This window comes from Pelomonas lactea (assembly GCF_043555885.1).
GTDB lineage: Bacteria > Pseudomonadota > Gammaproteobacteria > Burkholderiales > Burkholderiaceae_C > Pelomonas > Pelomonas lactea.
The window spans coordinates 243,817-265,820 of sequence record NZ_JBIGHX010000001.1; the positions used below are offsets into that span (position 1 = coordinate 243,817).

The window sequence follows — 22,004 nt, forward strand, 5'->3', positions numbered from 1 at the left end:
GGAATCCACGACCCGGCGGCGGCGACGCCCGCGGCGCTGTCGCAAACGCTAGTACTTATGCTGAGATACCTAGCCATCACAACACGCCCCACCAGCCGACTCCGGGAGGCCGCTGACCGAAAATAACAGGCATTCCGCTGCACCAGCCCATGACGACACCCGGAAGCCCCGCGCGCCGATTCATCAAGAACGGCGTACTGCTGCCCGGCGACATCGTCCTCACGACGACTCCCGCGAAGCTCAGCGCCACGATCCGCAAGGTCACCAGCGCCGACATCTCGCACGCGATGCTGTGCGTCGCAGACGGCAGCATCATCGACTCCACCGGCGATGGCGTCCACGCCCGCAATCCGCAATGGATGGTGATCGAGCCCGGTTGCGCATTTCACCTGCTGCGCCTGCCCGCGCCGGTGACGCCCGAGCAGCTGCAGACGCTGATCCGATACGCCCGCGAACAGATCTCCATGCCGTACACCAAGGTGGGTGCGGTGCAGGCGCTGCTCAAAAAGGGCAGGATCACCCGGCACCAGTTCTGCTCACGCTTGGTCGCTCAGGCCTACCGCGCCGCGGGGATCCAGCTCGTGCCGGATGCCGACCGGTGCACGCCCGCCGAACTACTGCAAAGCCCTTTGCTGGTCGAGATCCACGACGCGCTGCGCGAGCTCACCCCGGCCGAAGAAGAAGCGCTGGCCTCCCGCGTCGACCGCACCCAGTTGATGCGCGACGTCACCAACGACCTCATCGCCGGCGCGCGTAAGGTCGCGCCCGGCATCGACACGCTGAACGACATCGACCTGCATCTGCAGTCGCACCCTGAGGCCGACGCTGCGCTGTGCCAGGTCTTGATCTCTTCGGGCTACCTTGATGTGTGGCGCGGCGAAGAAATCCGCCACCCCTGGCAGTACAGCGTTCGCGAGATGGACCGTCTGCCGCACGCCGGCATGCATCAGTACTGCCTGGGCGTTATCAGCGACGAGACGATCGGCACGAACCGCTTCGTCTTCAATCGGGCGGGCTACCGGACCTTGCACGCCGAGTTTGGGCTGGAATACTTCAGGTTGAAGATGGAGCTTTATTCCAACGTCGCGGCGCAGCATCTGCAGCGCGTGAAGACGGCCGCCGACTGGCTGGTGAAGCACGGCTACATGCAAAAGACCGCGCACATCCGGCCTCGCCCGCACACGCCCGAGTGGTTCGAATCGCTGCGCAGCTGGGATCCCGTTCAGGCAGGCATGACGCAGATCACGATCGAGGCCGCCGGCAGCGCCGAGGTCTGCACGGTCTGTGGCGACGATCCCGCGTGCGACTACTTGCTCGTGCATCCGGCACCGGCTGGACCCGGGACCATCCGTTTGTGCGAGGACTGCTACGAGATCCGCTCGCCCGACGAGCCCATGACGCCGCTGCCCGGGACGGCGGGTGCCGACGGCGCTACAGCTGGCGGGCCAGCGGAGGGAACGCCATGATCCAGCTCTATTTCGGCAGCGGCTCCACAGAGATCGAGCTGCTGGATGATCGCTTCTCACCGGGCGACTGGCAGCGCCTGAAGGCCAAGGCCGTGCAGTTGCTCAGGCTCAAGGGCAGCGAGCTGGTGGCGCAGTTCCTGGAGTCTCGGGACTTCGAGTTGCGGCGCGGAACGAACAGCTTCTGCGACGAGTTCTGCTTGCTGTACCAGCGCTTGCCGATGGACAACTACGTGTGCGACCTGGACCTGGCCCAGGACATCCAGGCAAAGGAGTCGGCGTCCGTCATCGCCCGGGCGGTGCAGGAGGTGACCGGCGAGCACGTGCAGTTCGTGGCCCTGGAGCTCGACAGCTCGGACGCGCCGCAGCCCGTCGCGCCGCCCATCCTGGAAGCCACGTCGGAGACGGTGGAACGCGCGCTGAACGACGCAGCGCGGCTGATGTCCACCGAGGGCTCCACCAGCGCCGTCGATCGCGTGCACACCGCCCTCCATGCCTACCTGCGCGTGCTGGGCAGCAGGGCCGGGCTCCCGTAGGGCGACAACGACGGCATCACCGATGTCTACAAGCTGCTGCGCACCCAGCATCCGGCCTTTGCGGCGACCGGCCCGAACCAGGCGGCCGTCGACAAGGTGATGAAGGGGCTGGCTAGCGTGATCGACGCGCTGAACCCGCTGCGCAACCATTCCAGCATCGCGCACGCCAACGAGGAACTGCTGGCCGAGCCGGAAGCGACGCTGGTCATCAACAGCGTGCGCAGCCTGCTGCACTACTTCAACGCGAAGACGCGAATCTAGCCCTGGATTCCGCATGACCGCGCCCCGATTGTCTTTGAGCGCTGCCCGGGCTAGGCTGGAGCTATGAACGGCTTCGTCTTCCTCACCATCGTTCTGGCGCTCGGTGTCCTGATCCTGAGCGAGCCGTACGCCACGCCGTGGCTGAACCGCACGATCGAGCGCCTCGAAGCGAGACGACGCAAGTTGTTGAGCGACGAGTAGCGTAAGCCGCGTCGCGGCCTACGCGACGGGTCGGACAGGCCACTCGCTACCTGGTCAGCTGATCAAGGGGCCGGCAAGCGCGCGAGATGCTGCCGCACGGGCCGATCCACTACGGGCGCATCAAGCACCTGTGCCCCTGGGCGGCTCGCCGCCCCAAACAACGCGGACGCTGACAATCTTGCGATCGCACGCCACCGGAAGGCACCGTTCAAAAAGGGCGGAGCCGGCTCAAACGCTACATGAAGGTCAAGAAAGAACGAGCGAGGGAGAACTTCCAGGCACTGCTTGAAGCGGCCGGTACGTTGTTTCGCCGGCACGGCATTGATGCCGTCAGCGTGTCGCGCATCGGTCAAACCGCAGGTCTGTCTCACGGCAAGTTGCACGGCAAGTTCGAGTCAAAAGAGGACCTGGCGGCAGATGCGCTCTCTTACACCATCCACACCGTGAATTGCTTCATCGCGGACGGTGCGGGGGCAGCGGCTCCCAGCCTGTCGGGGCAACTTGACCATTTCCTGTCGCTGGAACATCGCGACGATCCGGCTTCGGGCTGTGCCATGACCGCGCTGGCGAGCGAGGTCGGGCGTATGGGGCCGGAGGTAAGCGAGCGCTTTGCTGAAGGCTTCACGGAGCTCGTCGACATCTTCCAGGAGAGCATGTCGGGCGGCTCTGGTGATACGGAAGACCGTGGGACGGCCATGACGCTCGTCGCGGCGCTCATCGGCTCGGTGAGCGTTGCAAGAGCCGTCGCCAAGGGCGATCCCAAGCTTTCTGAAGACCTGCTGCGTCACGCGCGCCGCGTGCTCGGGGACCTGGCGGAGTAGTGCCGGTCCTTCTCACTACTGACCTGCGTCTCGGGCGTGTAGCCGGCAGGCTGACCATGGTCAGCGTCGCCACGACCGCCAGAACCAGGCCGGCCGCCCACGTCATCGGCCTTGCGTAGTGGGACGGTAAGCGTCCTGGCAAGTCATGTTGATCCGCTGAACCGTGCCTAGGATGCTCGTATCCATCAACGACTTGATGGATACGTACGCACTATGGACCAAGCAGCGCCAGGCCGCCGGCGGCGAGTTCACAGCGCCGAGTTCAAGGCGCAGGCAGTGCAAGCATCTCAGCAGCCGGGCGTCTCGATGGCCGCTGTGGCGATGGCTCATGGCATCAACGCCAACCTGCTGCGGCGCTGGGTCCATGAGAGGACTCTGTCTCCTATTGACGCAGTCACCGTCAGCGAGAAGCCTGTTGGCTTCATCGAGCTGCCGATGCCGGCGCCACCAGCGCCGCCAACGCCGAGCGCTGAGCCCATCCGCATCGAGGTCCGCCGCGGCTCGACCATCGTTGCGGTGACCTGGCCGGCAGGCGCTGCCGATGCGTGCGCAGCCTGGATGCGCGAGCTGCTGCGTTGATCCGCATCGACGCCGTGTGGCTCGCGACGACGCCGCTGGACATGCGCGCCGGCACCGAGACCGCCCTGGCCCACGTCGTGCAGGTCTTCGGCGGCGCCAAGCCGCACCATGCCTACCTGTTCGCCAACCGGCGTGCCACGCGCATGAAGGTGCTCGTGCATGACGGCATCGGTGTGTGGCTGGCAGCGAGGCGCCTGCATCAGGGTCGTTTCGTTTGGCCTCGCGACGTCACGCTGGAGCAGTTGCCTCTGACGCAGCCTCAGTTGCAGGCCCTGGTGCTGGGCCTGCCGTGGCAGCGCGTCGAGGACGACGGCGCGATCCGTTTGCTGTGACGCAATCGGTGCTCGCGCCGATGCGCGCTGCTGGCGGACGCTCCACACTGCCGTCATGGCAGTCGCCGCGCCCATCAGTGCCGAAGACATCGCCTCGCTGGAAGCCGCGGGGCTCGGGCACATCGGCGCCAAGGTGCAAGCGCTCTTGGATCGCCAGGCACACGACCGTCACGAGATTGAGTGGCGCGACGCCAAGATCGAGAAGCTCACCTTCGAGATGGCGCAGCTGCGCCGGGTGAAGTTTGGCAAGAAGAGCGAGCAGCTCGACGCTGGGCAGAAGGCGCTCTTCGACGAGGCGGTCGACGCCGACCTCGCCGCCCTGGAAGCGCAGCTGGCCGAGCTGATGGCCGCCAAGCGCAAGGACACCGAGCCCGCGCCTGAGCGGCCCAAGCGCGCCGCGTTGCCGCCCCATCTGCCGCGCGTGGAGCGCCACCACGAGCCCAGCAACACGACGTGCCCCTGCGGATGCCGGATGACGCGCATCGGCGAGGACGTCAGCGAGAAGCTGGACTACACGCCCGGCAGCTTCACCGTGGAGCGCCATGTGCGCGGCAAGTGGGCCTGCGCCAAGTGCCGCACGTTGACCCAGGCACCTTTGCCGGCGGAGGTCATCGACAAGGGCTTGCCCACCTCGGGCCTGCTCGCCCATGTGCTGGTCGCCAAGCACTCGGACCACCTGCCGCTGTATCGCCAAGAGGCCATCTTCGAACGCGCTGGCCTGGCCCTCCCACGTTCGACGCTGGCGGCCTGGGTGGGCGTGTGCGGTGTGCGCCTGCAGCCGTTGGTGGACGCTATGAAGGCCGACCTGCTGCGCCTGCCAGTGCTGCACGCCGACGAGACGCCGGTCGCCATGCTGGCGCCCGGCACCGGCAAGACGCATCGGGCCTATCTCTGGGCCTACGCCAGCGGCGCCTTCGAAGACATGCGCGCGGTGGTCTACGACTTCACTGAGAGCCGCTCGGGCCAGCATCCACGGTCGTTCTTGGGTCACGGCACCGGGAGCGCCTGGAAGGGCAGCCTCGTTTGCGACGACTACGCCGGCTACAAGGCGTTGTTCCTCGACGGCGGCATCACCGAGGTGGGCTGCATGGCCCACGCGCGCCGCAAGTTCGTGGAGCTGCACCTGGCCAACAAGAGCACCCTGGCGGCCACCGCCATCGAGTTCATCGGGCAGCTCTACGGCATCGAGCGGGAAGTGAAGGACCTGCCAGCCGAAGAGCGGCTACGAGAGCGACGAACGCGCGCGACGCCATCGGTGCAGGCCCTGCACAAGTGGTTGCTGGAGTTCCGGCCTAAGGTGCTGGATGGTTCGGCCACTGCCAAGGCCATGGACTACAGCCTGCACCGCTGGGCGGCGCTCACGCGCTACCTTGGCGACCCCGCACTACCCATCGACAACAATTTCGACGAACAGCAGATCAGACCCTGGGCCACCGGCCGCAAGAACTGGCTCTTCGCCGGAACGCTGCTCGCGGGGCAGCGCGCGGCGGCCATCATGAGCCTGATCCAGACGGCCAAGCTCAACGGGCACGATCCTTACGCTTACTTGCGCAATGTGCTGGAGCGCCTGCCGACCCAGCCGGCCAGCCGGGTCACAGAGCTCCTCCCCTACCGGTGGCAGACTGCACGTCAACGTACTGAGCAAGAGAGAAATGGACGCTGATGCGGAAGCACGAGAGCTGGTGGAGCGTACTCGGACCAGATTTCCCGAAGAGGCATTGATAACGGATCAATGGCTGCGGGAGCGCGGATGGGCTCCTGATGAGGTGACCTTCGTTTGGATCGAGGCCTTCGCTGACAGAACCTCCGAAGCCGTCAAGCGGCATGATGAAGCAGTTATCAAGGCTCATACGGAGTTCATGGCCACAGAGCATCGCCAGGGGTCTGAGTCGGTGCGATCTCTAGTCGATGTCGCCTATGCGGAGAACCTGATGTGGGACCTCGACGTTTCGGACCGAGTTTGGGCATGGCCCCATATCGCGCGAACGGTGCGAGCGCTGTACGAGGCCATGTGGGGAGTTCCCAAGAATGCCAATACGTAGCCAACACTTGAGAGCCTTGGCTGAATGACGCACCTTCGCCTCCCCGGTGGGACAGACGTTGCCGAGATGGCGCTCTTCGATATCGACGCGCTGCCTGCAGCGAGACCAGATGATTCGACTGTCGCAGCGCTAGAGGCATCCAACCGATTGGTCCGTTTCCCTACAGGCGGCGATGGGGGCTACCTGCTGCACCTGTATGTGGACGAACCGATCCCGGCCGAGCTCCAGCGCTACTGCCTCGCCGATGACAAGCTCACCGGGGCATTCCGCACCGAACAAGGCAATGTGGCCTTTGGAGGCATCGAATCCACGTTTGTCGGCTTCAAGCCGAACCGCCACATCAGAGCGGATGGAACGATCCCACCAGGCGAATACCGTTACACAGCGTTCCACACCGAGTTCCCTGACGAGCTGGTAAGCCGAACCCTCCGGGTCGAGGCGAATTCCGGCGAACTCTGGCTTTCACGCGCTCCGGTAGTCGTATCGCTTGCAACGATCGCACTGGCCGTGGCGCTCGCCGTGACGCAGCGGTTCGCTATGGCGGGTCTTGCTCTGCTGTCGGGCTACTTCGCAGTGAAGTTTCTTCGCAAAACCCGGGCATATCAGACGCTCATCGCTAAGCGTGACGCAGCGCAGCTTGACCTGCCCAGCATCGCAGTGGAGTTGCGCTCAGCAGCCGCTTCGCAGTTGCCTCCAGCTGTCTGATGGGCCATCTGTTTGTCTCGTCCGGCGTCAACCTGACTTCGCGGAACGCTTACGTGGGACGGGCTGATGCGATGTCCGAGGCGTCCGATGAACAGCTGGAAGAACTAGTGCGCCTGGCGTGGGAGTGGGCCGCGCACGAACGAGCAATGGCGGACGCCGAAGTGGTCGCCCGCCTGCTGGCCTGGGCTGCGCACGTGGCGTCATCAGAGGTGCCCATGATTAACTAGCCCCTGATCAGGGGGGGGCGCACTTGGGGGTGGATCGCGTGGTGATCCACATGGCACCCACGATGCCCCATGCCCGCCGATCTCGTCCCGATCCAAGCCCTCACCTTGCGCGGTGGGTACTGGGCGCGCGCGAAGGTGGCGTCGCGGCCTACTTGGCCTTCGGAGGCCGGCCCACTCGCTTGGGCTTCATGTGATCCAGCATATAGACGAACGCCCGCCGCAGCTCGGCGTGCTCGTCACCCTGCAGCTCCGACTGGATGCGTTGCGCGATGGCGGTGGCCGAGTACTCACGCGCCTCCTCCCGCGCCTGCAGCAGCTGCATGCACGTCTCGATCACCTTAGACGGCGGATCGACGGTGCCGGCCTCGTAGCGCGACACCAGCGCCTGGTCGACCCCTCCAAGTAGCTCGCCGAACGCCTTCTGCGTCGCCGTGCCCCGCGCAGCGCGGACCAGGCCGCGCACGGTCTGGACCGCGGGCGCGCTGCCGTGCGCAGCAACGGTCGCTGATCGGGCCGATTTCATGCCGCTGGCATTGAAGGATTTGACATCACCAGTAGAATCATAAGTTATGCGCCAAGTGCATTTTAGAATCGACACCATGACGGGCAGCCAGATGGCGCAAACCACGATGCGTCGGGTGGTGGGGCTCCACTAGCATGTCGGCCATGCACGATGACCTGAGCCGCAGGCTGACCGCCTTTGGCGCAGCACCAAGCGAAATCCATTCGCTGAAAGACAAGTCGGCCGCGACGATCGAATTCCTGGACCTGCAGCGCGAGCAATCTGGACGCGCTGATCTGCCGTTCATCGCGCCGGATGCCGTCGTGCTGGTGAACGGCCAGCCGCTGCTGTACGCCGTTAACGTGGAGTCGCTGCCGCCCCTGGGCGACGTCGAAGTCGGCCTGGTGTCGCTGCGGTCTGCGCTGGCGTGCCGCGGCGAGAAGAGTTATCTCGCCATCGTTCATCCTGGCCAGATCGAGCTGGTGTCGGCCCACTACGCGCCGGACCTCGCGGACTCGCTGCTCGTGCGGGCCGGGGATAAGCGCGCTGACTTCCTGATCCGTGACCTGGCCGCGGGCGTTCCACCCGGTTCGATCGAGCGCCAGCGGTGGGAGAAGGCGACACGCGACAGCGACAAGCGCGCGGTCCACGATCTGCTGTTCGGTTTGCTCGATCACGTGACGCAGGCCCTGCGCAAGACCGGGCCTCTCCAGGGCCGCGACGGCGAGATCCTGTCGCTGGTCGGACGGGTCCTGTTCACCTGCTTCCTGCTGGACCGCCGGCTGCTGACCCAGTCCACCTGCCCGGAGCTCTTCAAGAGGGACATGGGCAGCCCGTTCGGAAACGCCCGCACCGCAGCACTGTGCTGCAACTGGCTGGACGAGACCTTCAATGGTGAACTGCTGCCGCTTGACTGCGACGACTACGATAAATACTTCGCTTCACTGAACGACGAGACGGGTTCCGTCTTCCGCGAGCTGTCCAAGATCATCGATCGGACGACGCCGCTGGGGCAGATGTTCCTCGACTGCTCGTGGATCGATTTCTCGCACGTGCCCGCTGACCTGCTCAGCCAGGTGTACGAGAGCTACGCGCACAAATTCTTCGGTGACGACGCCGACCAGGAGAGCATCCACTACACGCCGCGCTACATCGCAGAGTACATGCTCGACCAGGCCTTTCCAGGCATCGACACCGTGCCGCTGGACGAGGTTCGCGTGCTGGATCCCGCAGCGGGCGCCTGCATCTTCCTCGTGCTGAGCCTGCGCCGCCTGGTCCAGGAGCGGTGGCGGCGCACCGGCAAGCGGCCGCGCACGAAGGAAATCCGCCGCATCCTGAACGACCAGCTGCGTGGCTACGACATCAATGACCATGCGTTGAAGCTCGGTGCATTGAGCCTGTATCTAACCGCCCTCGAGCTGGATCCCGAGCCGATGTCCGGCGAGAGCATGCTGTTTGAGCCTCTGCTCGGCACCGTGCTGTTCAACACCCGGCTGGAAGACGAACAGCGTCCGTGCGCGTTGGTCGTCGGCAGTCTCGGCGCCGTCCTGCCTGACGATCCGAAGGGCAACCAGTACGACCTGGTGATCTCGAACCCGCCCTGGACGCCATGGAAGGCCCAGAAGGGGCAGGAGGGTTCCCAGAAGCGGGCGGATGCGATCAACAAGCGGGTCTCGCTCATGATCCGCAAGATCGCGGGCGAGCGGTCGCCGCTGCTCAAGGACATCGCCGACGATCACGAGAATCCCCTGAAGGCACCGGATGTCCCCTTCATCTGGCGTTCCATGCTGTGGGCCAAGCCCCAGGCCGTGATCGCTTACGCGGTGCACGCTCGCCTGCTGTTCCGCCGTGCGGACGCGGGAGCATCGGCGCGCGAAGCGCTGTTCCGTGCGCTGCGCATCACCGGCGTACTCAACGGCACGGCGCTGCGCAAGGAGGAAGTTTGGCCCGACGTCGACGCGCCGTTCTGTCTGCTTTTCGCCCGCAATGAAGTGCCTTCGGCGGCGGACCACTTCTATTTCGTCAGCCCAGAGATCGAGCGTGGCCTGAACCGGCGGTCGCTCTGGCGCACCGACTACGAGAGCGCGCAGCCCATTGAATCCGGCGTGCTGGTCTCGAAGCCGCATCTGTTGAAGACCCTGTTCAGGGGCACGCCGCTGGACGTTGATCTGATCGATCGCCTCGAGGCGCAGCTTGGCGGCGACCGACCGAAGATGGTCCGACTCGCCGACTACTGGACCGAGGAGCGCGGCCTCTTCAGCGGGCAAGGATTCATGGGACCGGGCAAGGAGAAGGCCGAGTTCATCGCTGACATGGGCGCGAAGATGCTCAGCACCCGCGACGCAAGCGGGCGGTATGTCGAGACCAGTCGGCTGAAGCCATTCACGCTCGCCAAGGTCGAGCGCCCGAGGCGACCGGAGATCTACCGCACGCCCCTCGTCCTCTTCAGCCAGACCCCTGGTGCGAAGGCCACAAGTCATCCCGTCCGCATCACTCTGGACTCGACGCCCGTCGCTTTCAACTATTCGTTCTACGGCTACAGCACCGCAGGCCATGCCCATCCCGCGGAGCTGGCGTGCTATCTCTTCGTCATCGCAAACAGCTCGCTGTTCAGGTATTACACGCTGATGACCAGCGCGCGCTTTGGCGTCGAGCGAGACACGATCTATGTCGAAGACGTCAATCAGTTTCCGCTGGTGCCCTTCGAGCAGCTCAACCGGGGCCAGAAGATCGATGCCTGCAAGTTCGCCGAGGCCTTCTGCAAGGCGACGGCGGACGAGGACAGCCTGGTGGAGCGCATGAACCGCTGGGTCTGCAGCGTGTACGGGCTGTCTCGCGCCGATGGCCAGCTCATCGACGATGCGCTGGCGGTGAGCTCGCCCGTGGCGGAGTCCAAGAACCTGGCGCAGTCCAAGCCCACGCGCCAGCAGGTCCGGAGGTTCGAGAGGGATCTCGCAAGCGAGCTGCGTGAATATTTCGATGACGACGAGCCAGAGCCCATCGCGACTGTGTTGGACGACGGATCCGACAGCTGGATGTTCCTCGTTGTCGATTTAGCGGGCGGGAGATCGTTCGAAGACAGCGGCGAAATGCTGCGCAAAGCGCTGACGGCGCTTGCCGATCGAGAGGGTGCGAGCCGCGTTCTGATGCCCTTGGAAAACGGGAAGCTGTGCATCGGAATCCTCGCGCAGTACCGCTACTGGACGAGCAGCCGAGCGCGGGCCCTGGCAATGGACATTGCGGGTATGCCTGGCAGCCTTGTCGCCGGAGAACTGGAGCATTCAGCTTGACCGCCGGCTTCCTGGCGAGGCGCGCCCTGGCGACGCAAGGCAACTATCGGCTGCCGCCGTTCGGTGCATTGCAGATCAGGGCGGTCGAGCGAGCCTTGAGGCTGGCTTGGCAAGAGCTGCGTGCCTCTCCTGCGGTGTACGGGGTTCAGCTCGCGACGGCCAATGAGGTCGCCATCTCGGAAGGGTTGTTGCGCGTGGTGGATCTCCTGCGCAATCAAGGATCCATCCGCGCCTTCACCAAGGATTTCGAGACCCCGCACTCTGACGGCGGCCTGAGCAATTACAACGGCCAGAAGCTGGCCAAACGTCCCGACCTGTCCTTCAAGCTCAAGGTCAATCCAGCGCCTGGCATCCACGGCATTCAGCACCGCTTGTTCGTCGAAGCAAAAGTCTTGAACGGCGGCAAGCAAACCGTCGGGAAATACTGTTCTGATGGCCTGTCGCGCTATGTCGTCGGCGACTACGCTTGGGGGATGCCCCACGCGTTCATGCTCGCGTACGTGAAGAAGCCGACATTCACACTCCCTGCATCGCTGGACACCCACCTCGCCAAGAACGGGGGGGCCTACAACGTCAAGGGCGCCAAGGCGGTCAAGTGCACGTACACGACCGTGAAGCCGGATGCTTTCCACACGACGCATGGGCGCACCTGGACGTTCAAGGACGGCACTAGCCCGGGCGACATTCAGCTAATCCATCTTTGGCTCAACGTGTGACATGGATGGGCCGGCCGCGATGTGCGTCGTCGAAACGCCCTGGAGCAATACGGACAAGAGAAGCATTGCTCGTGGCCAGTGAAAGGCTCGAACTCCTGCATGAACGCATCGACGTGACCGCGCAAGAAGCAATAGCGGAACTAGCGCAATGCGATGTCGTAAGCTAACTTGAAAAACATGCACATAGAACGACGATGCCGACGCTCTACGGAATGCGACTCCCCGAGCCCTCGGGTTGGGAGGAGTTCGAGCTCATCACCAAGGATGCAATGCAGCTCAAATGGGCTAGCCCTACGCTTCAGCGAAATGGGCGCTCTGGGCAGAAGCAGAACGGCGTGGACATCTTCGGCCCCGACCAGTTGGGAAGGCCCGTCGGTATTCAATGCAAGAACACGGTCAAGCAACTCACGTTGAAAACCATCCAGGAGGAGATCGACAAGGCCGAAGACTTTGATGTCGATCTTTCTGCCTTGTTCATCGCAACCACAGCCAAGAACGACAAGGTGCTTCTAAAGGAAGTTCGCGCACTTTCCGAGAAGCGCATCCAGGAAGGCAAGTTCGCTGTCGGCCTGCTGTTCTGGGACGACATCTACTCTGGCTTGGCGCTCGATCCCACCGTGCTGTCGAGCCACTATCCGGGCCTCATGATCAGCACCGGCACGACGTCAGGCAGCGCAAGTTCGGATCGCCTGTCGGGGCTCGTCCTGGGCTACTACGGCGGGTTCTTTTGGCACTTCATTGAACTTCTGTTCAGTGAGGTCGGTGAGATGGCCGGGGAGGACCCAGAGCAGCTTCGCACGCTGGTGCGCATGTTGAAGACGAATTCCCGCGTGCTAACGACTGACGATGCCGCAGACATCACGAAGTGGTGCGCCGAGGTCGAGGAGCTCATCTTCAATGTCTCGACATCGCCCAATGTCAAGGGACGCTGGCGGCAGACCAAGGAGCTGGCGAAGGGGGTCGAACAGAAGGTCAGACACTTGCCGAACCTGGTGGCAGACCGCGGCGCTGCGGACGCGATTGAACTCGGGCTCGCTCTCGGTCGGATCAACCATGCAGATGGCGAGTTCACCTTCGAACGGTCCAAGGCTCTTCACAGGATGTTCGCGGCAATGCTGCCTCACTCCGAAGGTCCTCTCATCGAGCTCTTGGGGAGGCTTGAGGGCAAGGACAACTACAAGGCTGGTCCTGCTCTATATGCTTTTGCAGACTTGGAGATTCGCTTTCCGTCCAGGGACGGATCGACCTGAGGTCGGTGAACATCAGGCAGTCGATCAATCCGATGCAGTTGCGCGCGTGAGCCGCCCACCGTCTACGCCTCGACGCTCCCGTCCAGGCATCTGATCACAGCGACTACTCTCGGCGCCGCGCAGGCCCGCCAGCGGTTTCCGTTCTCAGGCGCAGCATTCAGCGCCGCCACGTGAGGCGTCTGCCCGGCGGACCCCAGCTCTCGCAATGCGGAATATGCCCGACGGACTTTATTTAGGTCCGACGGACATTATTTGTTGGAGTCACCAACCTGGTTGCGCGCCTGCCCGTCATTCGACGGTCACGCTCTTCGCCAGGTTGCGGGGTTTGTCCACGTCCGTCCCCCGCGCACAGGCCGTGTGATAGGCCAGCAGCTGCAGCGGCACCACGTGCAGGATGGGTGACAGCGCGCCGTAGTGCTCGGGCATGCGGATGACGTGCAGGCCGGCTTCGCTCTCGATGGCCGTGTCGCCGTCGGCGAACACGTAGAGCTGGCCGCCGCGGGCGCGGACTTCCTGCATGTTGCTCTTGAGCTTCTCCAGCAGCGCGTCGTTGGGCGCCACCGTCACCACCGGCATCTCGGCCGTGACGAGCGCCAGCGGGCCGTGCTTGAGCTCGCCCGCGGCGTAGGCCTCGGCGTGGATGTAGGTGATCTCCTTGAGCTTGAGCGCGCCTTCCATCGCGATGGGGTAGTGCAGGCCGCGGGCCAGGAACAGCGCGTTCTCCTTGCGCGCAAATTCCTCGCTCCACGCGATGACCTGCGGCTCCAGCGCCAGCACGGCCTGCACGGCCACCGGCAGGTGGCGCAGGTCCTTCAGGTGCTCGGCCTCCTGCGCCTCGGTCAGGTGGCCGCGCGTCTGCGCCAGCGCCAGCGTCAGCAGGAACAGGCCCACGAGCTGCGTCGTGAAGGCCTTGGTGGACGCGACACCGATCTCCACGCCCGCACGCGTGATGTAGGCCAGCTCGCACTCGCGCACCATGGCGCTGGTGGCCACGTTGCAGATGGTCAGCGTGTGCGGCATGCCCAGGCTGCGCGCGTGCTTCAGCGCGGCGATGGTGTCGGCCGTCTCGCCGCTCTGGCTGATGGTGACGACCAGCGTGCGGGGGTTGGGCACGCTGTCGCGGTAGCGGTACTCGCTGGCGATCTCCACGCTGGTGGGGATCTTGGCGATGCTCTCCAGCCAGTACTTGGCCGTGGAGCCGGAGTAGTAGCTGGTGCCGCAGGCCAGGATGAGGACGTTGTCGATCTCCTTGAACACGCGGTAGGCGCCGTCACCGAACAGCTCCGGGCTGATGCTGGTGATGGCCTCCAGCGTGTTGGCGATGGCGGTGGGCTGCTCGAAGATTTCCTTCTGCATGTAGTGGCGGTACGGGCCCAGCTCGGCGGCGCCGCTGTGGGCGTGCACGGTCTTGACCTCGCGCTGCACGGCGCCGTAGCGGCCGGTGGTGGCGTCCTGGCGGCTGATCCAGTAGCGGCCCAGCTGCAGGTCGACGACGTCGCCCTCTTCCAGGTAGACGATCTGGTCGGTCACGCCGGCCAGCGCCATCGCGTCGGAGGCGACGAAGTTCTCGCCATGGCCCGCCCCCACGCCCAGCACCAGCGGCGAGCCCTCGCGCGCGGCGACGACGCGGTGCGGCTCGTCGCGGCAGAACACGGCCACCGCGTAGGCGCCCTTCAGGCGCGGCAGCGCCTGCTGCACGGCGTCCAGCAGGTCGCCGTTGTAGAGGTGGTCGACGAGGTGGGCGATGACCTCGGTGTCGGTCTGGCTGGAGAACACATAGCCGCGCGCCTTCAGCTCGGCGCGCAGCTCGTCGTGGTTCTCGATGATGCCGTTGTGGACCAGCGCGATGCGACCGACCGATTGCGCCGTGGCGCCCGGGCCGGTGGAGAAGTGCGGGTGCGCGTTGTGCACGGCCGGCGCGCCGTGCGTGGCCCAGCGGGTGTGAGCGATGCCGGTGCCGGCGGCGATGCCGTCCTGGTCGGCCTGGTGCTGCAGCTCGGCCACGCGCGACGTGGAGCGGGCGCGGCGCAGCGCGCCGTCCTGGTGCACGGCCACGCCGCAGGAGTCATAGCCGCGGTATTCGAGCCGCTTCAGGCCTTCGACGAGGATGGGAACGATGTTGCGCTGACTGACCGCGCCGACGATGCCGCACATGGATGGGTCTCCGTTCGAGGAATGGCGTGCATGCTAGGCAGTCAAGCGCGGCATATGCGTGCAATATTCTTCTTCTTGTGGACGAAAATTTCTCCATTCATCGATATAGAAATATTCATTCAAAACAGCGCAAATCATGAATGAAATCGACGCCATCGACCTGCGATTGCTGGACGCCTTGCAGGCCGATGCCTCGCTGACCAACCAGGACCTGGCCGCACGCGCGGCCGTGTCGCCGGCCACCTGCCTGCGCCGTGTGAAGCGGCTGGTGGACGCCGGCATCGTCGAGCGCCGCGTGGCCATCCTGTCGGCGGACAAGCTGGGCGCCGGCCTGTCGGCCATCCTGGAGATCACGCTGGACCGCCAGGGCGCCGAACACCTGGACGCCTTCGAGGCCCAGGCCGTGCAGGACGCCGCCGTACAGCAGTGCTGGCGCGTGTCGCCGGGGCCGGACTTCGTGCTCATCGTGCAGGTGGCGGACATGCCGGCCTATCACGCGCTGACGCAGCGGCTGCTGACGCAGCACGCCAACGTACGCAACATCAAGGCCTTCTTCAGCGTGAAGCGGGCCAAGTTCGACACCCGCATCGGCCTGCCGGCGCTTGTCACCGGTTGAGGCGGCACGCCGCTGCTGCTTCTGTCGCGGAAGCCGCCCAGAATCCAGCCAGGCCACGTCCGGCCCTGGAGCACCGCATGCAATCCCGCTTCTTCCGCACCGCCGCCCCGGCCCTGGCGTTGGCTGTTGCCGGCCTGGCCGCCCCGGCGGCGCAGGCGCTCGACATCGTCTTCAGGGACGTCGGCCCCACCCCCATGAGCAGCGCACAGTTCGCCGCCTTCGAGAGCGCAGCCAGCCTGTGGAAGAGCAAGCTCAGCGACCACCTCACCGTCTACATCGACATCGGCTTCGACGACCTGGGCGGCGGCACGCTGGCCACCACCACCTGGGCCCAGTACGGCCTGAGCTACGGCGATCTGCGCTCCCGGCTGGCGGCGGACGCCACGTCGGCCGCCGACACCAGCGCCGTCACGCATCTGCAGGCCGGCACGTCGCTGAGCTTCATGGCCACGCTGCCCGGCAACGTGCGGCACCTGGACAACGATGGCTCCGCCAACAACCGCCAGTTGCTGCTGACGACCGCCAACGCCAAGGCGCTGGGCGTGCTGAACCCCGGCACCAACGAATCCAGCCCCGACGCCCGCATCCGCTTTTCCAATGCCTACGCCGGCAACTTCGCGTACAGCCGCAGCGGCGGCGTGCCCTACGACAAGATCGACTTCATCTCGGTGGCCGAGCACGAGATCGGCCATGCGCTGGGTTTCGTGTCGGGCGTGGACGCCATCGACTACTGCCTAGACCATGCGGCGCAGTGCGGCACGGCCGGCGGCTTCGAGGCCGGCAGCTGGTACTACTCGCTGGACCTGCTGCGCTACTCGGCGCCCGGCACGCTGGACGTGGCCGTGGGCGGCGCGCCCTACCTGTCGCTGGACGGCGGCGCGACGGCGCTGCAGGGCTTCTCCACCGGCGCCGCCCACGGAGACGGCAGCCAGGCCAGCCATTTCCTGAACGGCAGCAACACGCTGATGCGGCCCATCGTGCCCTGGGGCCAGAGCTTCACGACCACCGACGCCGACCTGCTGGCCCTGGATGCCATCGGCTGGAACCTGACCAACCCCGTGCCCGAGCCCCAGACCTACGCGCTGCTGCTGAGCGGCCTGGCCGTGCTGGGCTGGGCCCGGCGGCGCCGTGGCGGCGTCAGCGCTTGAGCAGGCCCAGGCCCTTCAGGTAGTCGCCCTCGGGGAAGCACACCGTCTGCGGGTGGTCGGCCGCGGCCGACAGGCGCTCGACGATGTAGCCGTCCACGCCCGCATCCAGGCCCGCGCCGGCAACGATCTTGTGGAACAGGTCGGGCGCGATGCCGCCCGAGCACGAGAACGTGTACAGCAGCCCGCCGTCGTTCAGCAGCATGAAGGCCAGGCGGTTGATGTCCTTGTAGGCGCGCGACGCGCGCTCGGCGTGCGCGGCCGTGGGCGCGAACTTCGGTGGGTCCAGCACGATGGCGTCGAAGCGCCGGCCTTCCTGCAGGCAGCGGCGCAGCGTCGCGTTGACGTCCGCATCCCAGGCCTCGTGTCGGCCGGCGTCGAAACCGTTCAGCGCCACGTGCGCGGTGGCACGCGCCAGCGCCGGGCCCGACGAATCCACGCTGACGACGTGACTCGCGCCGCCCGCCAGCGCCGCGACGGAGAAGCCGCCGGTGTAGCTGAAGCAGTTCAGCACCGTCTGGCAGCCGTACTGCCTCACGGCGTCGGCAAAACGCTTGCGGCTGTCGCGCTGGTCCAGGTAGTAGCCGGTCTTGTGGCCCTCGGCGACGTCCAGCGTCAGCTGCCAGTCGTGCTCGCGGATCGTCAGCGTCGTCTCGCCTTCACCGCGCAGCCAGCCGGTCTGTGCGGGCAGCCCTTCCCACTCGCGCGCCTGCGCGTCGGAGCGCTCGTACAGTCGCGTGAGGCCGGTCTCGGCCAGCAGCGCGTCGGCGATCACCGCCTTCCAGCGCTCCGCGCCGGCGCTGCCGAACTGCGCCACCAGCGTGTCGCCGTAGCGGTCCACCACCAGCCCGGGCAGGCCGTCGGCCTCGCCGTGGATGAGCCGCCAGGCGTCCGACGCGATCGCCAGCCGCCGGCGCATCGCCACCGCCTGCGCGATGCGGCGCTGGAAGAAGGCCGCGTCGATGCGCTCGGCCTCGTCGAAGCTCCACGCGCGCAGCCGGATCAGCGACTTGGGGCTGAACGCGGCCCAGGCGAGAAAGCGGCCGTCGGCCGACTCCACGCGCACCGTCTCGCCGGCGTCGCCGCCGCCGCGGGCGATGGAGCTCTCAAACACCCACGGGTGGCGCTTGACGAGCGAGCGCTCCTTGCCGGGGCGGAGGGTGATCTTCTTCATCGCTGCAATGCTCCGAAGGCGTAGCTCAGTTGCAAGTGAGTCAGCGGCGTGGACTGGTCGCTGCCGCGGATGGTGCGGAACTGGCCCACGCCGGCGCGCAGCCGCAGCCGCTCGGCCAGCTGCCATTGCGCCCACACCTCGGCCTGCGTCACCGCGCCGCCGCCCACCTTGACGCCGCCGCCGCCGGCCGCGCCGACCAGCCATTCGGCGCCGAGGCGCAGCTTGTCGCCCCACAGCGGGTCGCTCTGCACGCCCAGCCCGAACAGGCCGAACGAATAGGCGCCCGCGCTGCCGGCAGCCGCACTGCCCGCCTGCGCCGTGCCGTACAGGCGCGGCGAGAACTCGCGCGACATGCTGACGGCCAGGTGGCTGACCGCCTCCTGCCGGCCGTCCTTGAAGCGCATGCGCGGCAGGTGCATGACGCTGGCGCCCAGCTGCTGCACGCGCACCGTGCCGCCCGGGTCGTCGCCGATCAGCGTGGGCGTGCGATCCAGCGGCATGCTGAGTGCGGCGCGCACGAAGGGCGCCGTGTACGAGCCGCTGGGCGCGTGCGTGAGGCCGGCGTCCAGCCGCAGCGTCGGGCCCCAGGGCGTGACCCAGCGCAGCGTGGGCCCGGCGCGCAGCAGCCAGCCGTTGCCGGTGTCCACATTGCCGCCGCCGCCCAGGCCGGCGCCCAGCTGCCCGCCCACGCGCAGCCGCGGGTTGCCGAACAGCGCCCAGTCCTGGCCGATCTGGCCCAGCACTTCCATGTAGCCATCCACGCCGCCCTTGGCCGCGCCGGCGGCCTCGACGCCCCACCAGCTGCCGTCGGCGATGTACTGGCGCAGCTCGGCGCCGGCCTTGCCGACCTTGCCCGCGTACGGCGTGCCGCCGCGCGTGCGGCTGGACGGGCGCGGCTTCTCGAAGCCGCCGATCAGCGTGATCTCGTCAAAGCCCAGCCCGGAGCGCCGGCCCGAGCGGCCGGGCCGGCCGGCGTCGTCTGGCGAGAAGCTGGTGAAGTCCATCGCGCGGCCCACCGTGAACGCCAGGCCCACGCCGCTCTTCACGTTGCCGCTGGGGAAACGGATCTGCGACAGGCCCACGCCCGTGTACCAGGGGCCGCTCTCGGTGCGCAGCGACAGCTCGGGGCGCAGCATCAGGCCACCGCCGAAGCGCATCTGGGGGCTCGACAGGCCGCCGCCCGCACCCACGTACAGGCTGGCCGCCAGGTGCGTGTTGCGGCTCAGGCGCCAGCGCCGCTGGCCGGTGAAGCCGACGGTGAAGATGCCGCCGTAGTTGCCCTTGGCCGTGCCGTAGAAGCCGGGGCCGAAGCCCCAGTCGTCGTCGAACGCCATCATGTAGCTGACCGACGCGAACGCCGTGCGGCCGCCGTCGGGCATCTTCATGCGCGTCCAGTTGGCCTCCACGGTGGCGGGGCGCAGCGTGTTCAGCCGCGCCGGATTCGAAAAAGGCGCGTCGTCAGGGGTGGCCAGCGCACAGGCCGGCAGCAGCGCCATGAGCGTGGCGAGTCGAAGGGTCATTTCTTGGCCCGGGGGTGTGCAGCGTCGTAGATGCGCGCGAGATGTTGGTGATCCAGTTGCGTGTAGACCTGGGTCGTCGTGATGTGGGCGTGGCCCAGCAGTTCCTGCACCGCGCGCAGGTCGCCGCTGGACTGCAGCAGGTGCGACGCGAAGCTGTGCCGCAGCATGTGCGGATGCACGTGGGCGGGCATGCCGGCGCTGACCGCGCGGGCGCGCAGCATGGTGCGCAGCGTGGAGCCGGCGACGCGATGGCCGCGCGCGCCGACGAACAGCGCCGGCTCGCCGGGTGCCGCCAGCTGGCCGCGCACGGCCAGCCAGGCCTGCAGCGCCTCGGCCGCGGCGCGGCCCAGTGGCGTACTGCGGCGCTTGCCGCCCTTGCCCAGCACATGGACCTCGCCGGAAGGCAGGTCCACCCAGCCCTCGGCGGCGCCGCTGGCCTGCGCGTCCAGGCCGATCAGCTCGGCCGCGCGCAGGCCGGCGCCGTACAGCAGCTCCACCATCGCGCGGTTGCGCGCCTCCAGGCGCGAGTCGGCGATCTCGTCCGGCACATGGCCGGCCAGCTGCACCGCGTCGTCCACGCCCAGCGCCTTGGGCAGCGGCTTGGCCGCCTTGGGCGCCTTCAGGCCGTCGAAGGGGTTCAGCGGCACGCGGCCCTGCTGGCCCAGCCAGCGGTAGCAGCTGCGCCAGACCGACAGCAGCAGCGCAATGGACTTGGGCGCCAGGCCCTCGCGGTGCAGCAGCGCGGCCAGCCGCCGGGCTTGCGCCAGCGTCAGCGCGCGCGCGTCGACGGCCGCGTCGGCCAGCATGCGCTGCAGGCGCTCCAGCCCGTCGGTGTAGATCGTCAGCGTGCGCGGACTGAGGCGTTGCTGCACGCGCGCGTGCTGCAAGTACTCGCCGAAATCAGCGCACAGCTCGCTCATGCAGCGAGCAAGCCCGCCAGCCCGGCGCTGGCGATCTCGCCGACGCGGGTCAGGAAGTCCGTGCCCATCTCGGCCGTGTAGCGCGTCGGGTCCGGCGAGCCCAGCACCAGCAGGCCGAAGGGCTTGCCCTCGTTGACCTTGGCCAGCGACAGCGGGATCAGCGCCAGCGACGTCGCCGTGCCGCCGCTCTCGCTCAGGCCCAGCCAGCGCGCCGCCTCGAAGCCGGAGTTCACGCCGCAGTAGGGCTGGCTCAGGCTGGACGCGAAGCTGCGCACATCGGCGCTGACCGACGCCGCGAACTCGGCGGCCTCGTGCTCGGGCGCCACGCCCCACAGGCGCAGGCTGGCCTGCGGAATCATGAACTGGTGGCGCAGCTCGGTCAGCAGCACCTCGGGCAGCTCGGCCGGCGTGCCGGCGGCGCGCATGACGGCCAGCGTCCAGCGGTGCAGCCGGTCGGCGATGGCCACGTTGTCCTGGCCATTGCGGATCATGTCGACGATGCGCAACTCCAGGCCCTTGATCTTGTCGCGCAGCATCTCGGCCTGGCGCTCCTGCAGCGACACGGCGCGCGCGCCATGCGGATGCTGCAGTTGCACGGTCGCCAGCAGCGCCGCGTGGCGCTCGAAGAAGCCGGGGGTGGCCGCCAGGTAGTTGGCGATGTCGGTTTCGGTGATGCCTTGCACCGCGTCCGCGGCCGGGTTGGAACTCACAGCGTGATCTCTCCGTCAAAAACCTTCACGGCGGGGCCGGTCATCAGCACCGGTGCGTTGCCGCCCGCCCATTCGATGCGCAGCAGGCCGCCACGCGTCTGCACTTCCACCGACCGGTCCAGCCAGCCGGCGCGTATGCCCACGACGACGGCCGCGCAGGCGCCCGTGCCGCAGGCCAGCGTCTCGCCGGCGTCGCGCTCGAACACGCGCAGCGCAATGCGGTCGCGCGACAGCACCTGCATGAAACCGGCGTTGACCCGCTTCGCGAACCGGGCATGGCGCTCGATGGCCGGCCCCTGCGTCAGCACCGGCGCCGTCTCGACGTCGTCGACGCGCTGCACCGCGTGCGGGTTGCCCATGGACACCACACCCAGCTCGGCACCCTCGACCGGCCACAGCTCGAAGCCGTTCTCCAGCCGCGGCGTCAGGCCTTGCGCATCGAACGGCAGCGCGGCGTGCTCGAACACCGGCGCGCCCATGTTGACGGTCACGCGGCCGTCGTCCTGCAGCGTCAGCAGCAGGCGGCGGTTCATCGTGTCGACGTGGATCTCGCGCTTGTCCGTCAGGCCGGCATCGACGACGTAGCGCACAAAGCAGCGCGAGCCGTTGCCGCAATGCTCGACCTCGTCGCCGGTGTTGTTGAAGATGCGGTAGCGGAAGTCCGCGCCGGCGTCGGTGCTGGGCTCGATGACGAGGATCTGGTCGCAGCCGACGCCGAAGCGGCGGTCGCCCAGCAGGCGCATCTGCTCGGTCGTCAGCGCCAGGGGCTGCTTCGTCGCATCGATGACGACGAAGTCATTGCCCGCGCCGTGCATCTTGGTGAAGCGCAATCTCATGGGG

Annotated in this window: 23 protein-coding genes; 16 read left to right on the forward strand and 7 right to left on the reverse strand. The window is 66.9% G+C overall.

The features are described 5' to 3' along the window. The first annotated feature begins 149 nt into the window (after window positions 1-149). The 11 genes from ACG04Q_RS00945 (at window position 150) to ACG04Q_RS00995 (ending at window position 7,167) form a co-directional block, all read left to right on the forward strand. Window positions 150-1,466: a YiiX/YebB-like N1pC/P60 family cysteine hydrolase gene (locus ACG04Q_RS00945; protein ID WP_394508915.1), complete on the forward strand. Its 1,317-nt coding sequence runs from the start codon at window positions 150-152 to the stop codon at window positions 1,464-1,466. Further along, window positions 1,463-1,999 carry a hypothetical protein gene (locus ACG04Q_RS00950; RefSeq protein WP_394508916.1) on the forward strand — a complete coding sequence of 179 codons (537 nt, stop codon included), beginning with the start codon at window positions 1,463-1,465 and terminating at the stop codon, window positions 1,997-1,999. Before ACG04Q_RS00945 ends, ACG04Q_RS00950 begins: the two co-directional genes overlap by 4 nt. A 36-nt stretch (window positions 2,000-2,035) precedes the next feature. Continuing rightward, complete coding sequence (locus ACG04Q_RS00955) at window positions 2,036-2,260, forward strand: abortive infection family protein (protein ID WP_394509661.1); 225 nt, start codon at window positions 2,036-2,038, stop codon at window positions 2,258-2,260. A gap of 63 nt (window positions 2,261-2,323) precedes the next feature. Then, window positions 2,324-2,461 carry a hypothetical protein gene (locus tag ACG04Q_RS00960; RefSeq protein ID WP_394508917.1) on the forward strand — a complete coding sequence of 46 codons (138 nt, stop codon included), beginning with the start codon at window positions 2,324-2,326 and terminating at the stop codon, window positions 2,459-2,461. 239 nt (window positions 2,462-2,700) lie between these two features. After that, window positions 2,701-3,282, forward strand: a complete 582-nt coding sequence (locus tag ACG04Q_RS00965; protein WP_394508919.1) for a TetR/AcrR family transcriptional regulator — start codon at window positions 2,701-2,703, stop codon at window positions 3,280-3,282. 213 nt (window positions 3,283-3,495) lie between these two features. Then, window positions 3,496-3,861: an IS66-like element accessory protein TnpA gene (gene tnpA / locus ACG04Q_RS00970; protein WP_394508921.1), complete on the forward strand. Its 366-nt coding sequence runs from the start codon at window positions 3,496-3,498 to the stop codon at window positions 3,859-3,861. After that, window positions 3,858-4,193: an IS66 family insertion sequence element accessory protein TnpB gene (gene tnpB, locus ACG04Q_RS00975; protein WP_394508923.1), complete on the forward strand. Its 336-nt coding sequence runs from the start codon at window positions 3,858-3,860 to the stop codon at window positions 4,191-4,193. The genes tnpA and tnpB overlap by 4 nt, the downstream gene beginning before the upstream one ends. A 55-nt stretch (window positions 4,194-4,248) precedes the next feature. Further along, window positions 4,249-5,856: an IS66 family transposase gene (tnpC, locus tag ACG04Q_RS00980; protein WP_474103958.1), complete on the forward strand. Its 1,608-nt coding sequence runs from the start codon at window positions 4,249-4,251 to the stop codon at window positions 5,854-5,856. Then, entirely contained in the window at window positions 5,846-6,235 is a 390-nt protein-coding gene (locus ACG04Q_RS00985) for a DUF7674 family protein (RefSeq protein WP_394508925.1), read from the forward strand. Before tnpC ends, ACG04Q_RS00985 begins: the two co-directional genes overlap by 11 nt. 24 nt (window positions 6,236-6,259) lie before the next feature. After that, a complete protein-coding gene (locus ACG04Q_RS00990; protein ID WP_394508927.1) occupies window positions 6,260-6,940 on the forward strand; it encodes a hypothetical protein in 681 nt (226 codons plus the stop codon). Continuing rightward, complete coding sequence (locus ACG04Q_RS00995; protein ID WP_394508929.1) at window positions 6,940-7,167, forward strand: hypothetical protein; 228 nt, start codon at window positions 6,940-6,942, stop codon at window positions 7,165-7,167. The genes ACG04Q_RS00990 and ACG04Q_RS00995 overlap by 1 nt, the downstream gene beginning before the upstream one ends. Window positions 7,168-7,315: 148 nt before the next feature. Here ACG04Q_RS00995 and ACG04Q_RS01000 read toward each other — a convergent pair whose 3' ends face one another. Next, window positions 7,316-7,690, reverse strand: a complete 375-nt coding sequence (locus ACG04Q_RS01000; RefSeq protein WP_394508931.1) for an XRE family transcriptional regulator — start codon at window positions 7,688-7,690, stop codon at window positions 7,316-7,318. A 143-nt stretch (window positions 7,691-7,833) separates the two neighbouring features. Between ACG04Q_RS01000 and ACG04Q_RS01005 the strand changes: the two genes are divergently transcribed. From ACG04Q_RS01005 to ACG04Q_RS01015, 3 genes are all read left to right on the forward strand, one after another. Next, complete coding sequence (locus ACG04Q_RS01005) at window positions 7,834-10,959, forward strand: HsdM family class I SAM-dependent methyltransferase (protein ID WP_394508933.1); 3,126 nt, start codon at window positions 7,834-7,836, stop codon at window positions 10,957-10,959. Then, window positions 10,956-11,675 carry a hypothetical protein gene (locus ACG04Q_RS01010; protein ID WP_394508935.1) on the forward strand — a complete coding sequence of 240 codons (720 nt, stop codon included), beginning with the start codon at window positions 10,956-10,958 and terminating at the stop codon, window positions 11,673-11,675. Before ACG04Q_RS01005 ends, ACG04Q_RS01010 begins: the two co-directional genes overlap by 4 nt. Before the next feature lie 194 nt (window positions 11,676-11,869). Next, a complete protein-coding gene (locus ACG04Q_RS01015) occupies window positions 11,870-12,925 on the forward strand; it encodes a hypothetical protein (RefSeq protein ID WP_394508937.1) in 1,056 nt (351 codons plus the stop codon). A gap of 288 nt (window positions 12,926-13,213) precedes the next feature. Here ACG04Q_RS01015 and glmS read toward each other — a convergent pair whose 3' ends face one another. Beyond that, window positions 13,214-15,079 (reverse strand): glutamine--fructose-6-phosphate transaminase (isomerizing), encoded by a 1,866-nt coding sequence (gene glmS / locus ACG04Q_RS01020; RefSeq protein ID WP_394508939.1) that lies wholly within the window; start codon window positions 15,077-15,079, stop codon window positions 13,214-13,216. 136 nt (window positions 15,080-15,215) lie between these two features. Between glmS and ACG04Q_RS01025 the strand changes: the two genes are divergently transcribed. Both ACG04Q_RS01025 and ACG04Q_RS01030 read left to right on the forward strand, forming a co-directional pair. After that, on the forward strand, window positions 15,216-15,695 hold the full coding sequence (locus ACG04Q_RS01025) for an Lrp/AsnC family transcriptional regulator (RefSeq protein ID WP_394508941.1): 480 nt from the start codon (window positions 15,216-15,218) through the stop codon (window positions 15,693-15,695). Window positions 15,696-15,772: 77 nt separating this feature from the next. Continuing rightward, a complete protein-coding gene (locus tag ACG04Q_RS01030) occupies window positions 15,773-16,843 on the forward strand; it encodes an NF038122 family metalloprotease (protein ID WP_394508943.1) in 1,071 nt (356 codons plus the stop codon). On the opposite strand, the gene ACG04Q_RS01035 is transcribed toward ACG04Q_RS01030, so the two are convergent. The 5 genes from ACG04Q_RS01035 to dapF are packed head-to-tail and all read right to left on the reverse strand — an operon-like array spanning window position 16,833 to window position 22,000. Then, complete coding sequence (locus ACG04Q_RS01035) at window positions 16,833-18,014, reverse strand: class I SAM-dependent rRNA methyltransferase (RefSeq protein WP_394508945.1); 1,182 nt, start codon at window positions 18,012-18,014, stop codon at window positions 16,833-16,835. The genes ACG04Q_RS01030 and ACG04Q_RS01035 overlap by 11 nt on opposite strands. Continuing rightward, complete coding sequence (locus ACG04Q_RS01040) at window positions 18,011-19,534, reverse strand: hypothetical protein (protein ID WP_394508947.1); 1,524 nt, start codon at window positions 19,532-19,534, stop codon at window positions 18,011-18,013. Before ACG04Q_RS01040 ends, ACG04Q_RS01035 begins: the two co-directional genes overlap by 4 nt. Further along, window positions 19,531-20,454 (reverse strand): tyrosine recombinase XerC, encoded by a 924-nt coding sequence (locus ACG04Q_RS01045; protein ID WP_394508948.1) that lies wholly within the window; start codon window positions 20,452-20,454, stop codon window positions 19,531-19,533. Before ACG04Q_RS01045 ends, ACG04Q_RS01040 begins: the two co-directional genes overlap by 4 nt. After that, complete coding sequence (locus tag ACG04Q_RS01050) at window positions 20,451-21,164, reverse strand: DUF484 family protein (protein ID WP_394508949.1); 714 nt, start codon at window positions 21,162-21,164, stop codon at window positions 20,451-20,453. Before ACG04Q_RS01050 ends, ACG04Q_RS01045 begins: the two co-directional genes overlap by 4 nt. After that, window positions 21,161-22,000 (reverse strand): diaminopimelate epimerase, encoded by an 840-nt coding sequence (gene dapF, locus ACG04Q_RS01055; RefSeq protein WP_394508950.1) that lies wholly within the window; start codon window positions 21,998-22,000, stop codon window positions 21,161-21,163. The genes ACG04Q_RS01050 and dapF overlap by 4 nt, the downstream gene beginning before the upstream one ends. Window positions 22,001-22,004 lie beyond the last annotated feature (4 nt).

Coding starts and splice junctions, on each gene's coding strand:
- ACG04Q_RS00945 (WP_394508915.1), top strand. CDS start 150: ATGACGACACCCGGAAGCCCCGCGCGCCGATTCATCAAGAACGGCGTA.
- ACG04Q_RS00950 (WP_394508916.1), top strand. CDS start 1,463: ATGATCCAGCTCTATTTCGGCAGCGGCTCCACAGAGATCGAGCTGCTG.
- ACG04Q_RS00960 (WP_394508917.1), top strand. CDS start 2,324: ATGAACGGCTTCGTCTTCCTCACCATCGTTCTGGCGCTCGGTGTCCTG.
- ACG04Q_RS00965 (WP_394508919.1), top strand. CDS start 2,701: ATGAAGGTCAAGAAAGAACGAGCGAGGGAGAACTTCCAGGCACTGCTT.
- tnpA (WP_394508921.1), top strand. CDS start 3,496: ATGGACCAAGCAGCGCCAGGCCGCCGGCGGCGAGTTCACAGCGCCGAG.
- tnpC (WP_474103958.1), top strand. CDS start 4,249: ATGGCAGTCGCCGCGCCCATCAGTGCCGAAGACATCGCCTCGCTGGAA.
- ACG04Q_RS00985 (WP_394508925.1), top strand. CDS start 5,846: ATGGACGCTGATGCGGAAGCACGAGAGCTGGTGGAGCGTACTCGGACC.
- ACG04Q_RS00990 (WP_394508927.1), top strand. CDS start 6,260: ATGACGCACCTTCGCCTCCCCGGTGGGACAGACGTTGCCGAGATGGCG.
- ACG04Q_RS00995 (WP_394508929.1), top strand. CDS start 6,940: ATGGGCCATCTGTTTGTCTCGTCCGGCGTCAACCTGACTTCGCGGAAC.
- ACG04Q_RS01000 (WP_394508931.1), bottom strand. CDS start 7,690: ATGAAATCGGCCCGATCAGCGACCGTTGCTGCGCACGGCAGCGCGCCC.
- ACG04Q_RS01005 (WP_394508933.1), top strand. CDS start 7,834: ATGCACGATGACCTGAGCCGCAGGCTGACCGCCTTTGGCGCAGCACCA.
- ACG04Q_RS01015 (WP_394508937.1), top strand. CDS start 11,870: ATGCCGACGCTCTACGGAATGCGACTCCCCGAGCCCTCGGGTTGGGAG.
- glmS (WP_394508939.1), bottom strand. CDS start 15,079: ATGTGCGGCATCGTCGGCGCGGTCAGTCAGCGCAACATCGTTCCCATC.
- ACG04Q_RS01025 (WP_394508941.1), top strand. CDS start 15,216: ATGAATGAAATCGACGCCATCGACCTGCGATTGCTGGACGCCTTGCAG.
- ACG04Q_RS01030 (WP_394508943.1), top strand. CDS start 15,773: ATGCAATCCCGCTTCTTCCGCACCGCCGCCCCGGCCCTGGCGTTGGCT.
- ACG04Q_RS01035 (WP_394508945.1), bottom strand. CDS start 18,014: ATGAAGAAGATCACCCTCCGCCCCGGCAAGGAGCGCTCGCTCGTCAAG.
- ACG04Q_RS01040 (WP_394508947.1), bottom strand. CDS start 19,534: ATGACCCTTCGACTCGCCACGCTCATGGCGCTGCTGCCGGCCTGTGCG.
- ACG04Q_RS01045 (WP_394508948.1), bottom strand. CDS start 20,454: ATGAGCGAGCTGTGCGCTGATTTCGGCGAGTACTTGCAGCACGCGCGC.
- dapF (WP_394508950.1), bottom strand. CDS start 22,000: ATGAGATTGCGCTTCACCAAGATGCACGGCGCGGGCAATGACTTCGTC.